The sequence below is a fragment of the Methylobacterium sp. WL9 genome, assembly GCF_008040035.1.
GTDB lineage: Bacteria > Pseudomonadota > Alphaproteobacteria > Rhizobiales > Beijerinckiaceae > Methylobacterium > Methylobacterium thuringiense.
The window spans coordinates 1-1,322 of the sequence record NZ_VRVE01000178.1; the positions used below are offsets into that span (position 1 = coordinate 1).

The window sequence follows — 1,322 nt, forward strand, 5'->3', positions numbered from 1 at the left end:
GCGGTGACGAGCCCGGCCCGGATCGCGGCGACCGCGCGGGCGCGGCTCTCGAACAGGCCGCGCTCCACCAGCACCCGGTCCGCGCGCTGTCGTTCGGCCGTCATCGCAAGCACGTCGTCGGATCCGCGGATAAGGGTGAGGTGTTGCCGGCTGCCCCTGTCTGCGAGCCCACAAGGCCCCTACCTAGCCCGTCGTGTGAAGGAGAGTCACCCGATGAGATGCATACCGGCCGCCCTCGTGCTCGCGGGCCTCGCGTCGCCCGCGCTGGCGCAGGACAAAAAGGACGAAGCGCCCGTCGCAGTCCAGACCTTCGAGAGCCCGATCACCAACGGGAAGAACGAGCCGATCGGCAAGATCGTGATCCGCGACGGCGCGAACGCGCTGGTCCTGCGCGTCACGATCCAGGCCGGCGGTCTCACGCCCGGCTGGCACGGGCTGCATTTCCACGCGGTCGGCGATTGCTCGGACCCGGAAAAGTTCGAGAAGTCGAAGGCGCACGTCAACCACGACAAGCGCTCGCACGGCCTGCTCAACGCCGACGGTCCCGACGAGGGCGACCTGCCGAACCTCTTCGCCAACGCCGACGGCTCGGCCAACGGCGAGGTCACCAGCGAGATGGCGCTGACCGGCGAGGACAGCCTCAAGGACGGCGACGGCTCCGCCCTGATCATCCACGCCAACGAGGACGATCACACGGCCCAGCCGATCGGCGGCGCCGGCGCCCGCGTCGCCTGCTCGGTCATCAAGTAATTTTTTGGGACTTTGCGTCGTGACATCTGCGGCGGCCGCGCGGTGCGGCCGCCGTTCGCATGTCAGCGGCGGCCGGCGAGGCTGACGACGGGCGGCTCGCCGGAGGCCTTGCCGGCCGGCAAAGCGGCCTTGACGGTCTTGACGATGGCGTCGGCATCGAGGCCGGCCTCGGCGTACATCTTCTCGGGCTTGTCGTGGTCCTGGAAGCTGTCGGGCAGGGTCAGGGTGCGGACCCGTACCGTACCGGCATCGAGGGCGCCCTTGGCCGAGAGCAGGTGCAGCACCATCGCGCCGAAACCGCCGACCGAGCCCTCCTCCATCGTCACCAGCACCTCGTGCGTCCCGGCGAGATCGAGGATCAGGTCCTCGTCCAGCGGCTTGGCGAAGCGCGCGTCGGCCACGGTGACGGCGATGCCGGCCTTCTCAAGATCGTCTGCCGCCTTCAGCGCTTCGCCGAGACGCGTGCCGAGGGAAAGCAGCGCGACGCGGGCATTCGCGGGACGCCGGATCACCCGGCCGCGGCCGATGGCCAGCGGCTCGCCCTGCTCGGGCAGCTCGACGCCGACGCCCTC

The 1,322-nt window shown here is 70.2% G+C and carries 2 protein-coding genes and 1 pseudogene; 1 reads left to right on the forward strand and 2 read right to left on the reverse strand.

What is annotated here, in order from left to right; all coding sequences use genetic code 11:
• Positions 1-104, reverse strand: a pseudogene (locus FV217_RS23620) (TlyA family rRNA (cytidine-2'-O)-methyltransferase); the annotation flags it as partial.
• Between the two features lie 109 nt (positions 105-213).
• Here FV217_RS23620 and FV217_RS22300 point away from each other — a divergent pair.
• Positions 214-750 (forward strand): superoxide dismutase family protein, encoded by a 537-nt coding sequence (locus FV217_RS22300; RefSeq protein ID WP_147821813.1) that lies wholly within the window; start codon positions 214-216, stop codon positions 748-750.
• Between the two features lie 62 nt (positions 751-812).
• On the opposite strand, the gene FV217_RS22305 is transcribed toward FV217_RS22300, so the two are convergent.
• On the reverse strand, positions 813-1,322 hold a 510-nt coding region (locus tag FV217_RS22305; protein WP_281407188.1), incomplete at its 5' end, for a transketolase C-terminal domain-containing protein.

Excerpts from the sequence above, each read along its gene's own strand:
- FV217_RS22300 (WP_147821813.1), top strand. The coding sequence starts at position 214 with ATGAGATGCATACCGGCCGCCCTCGTGCTCGCGGGCCTCGCGTCGCCC.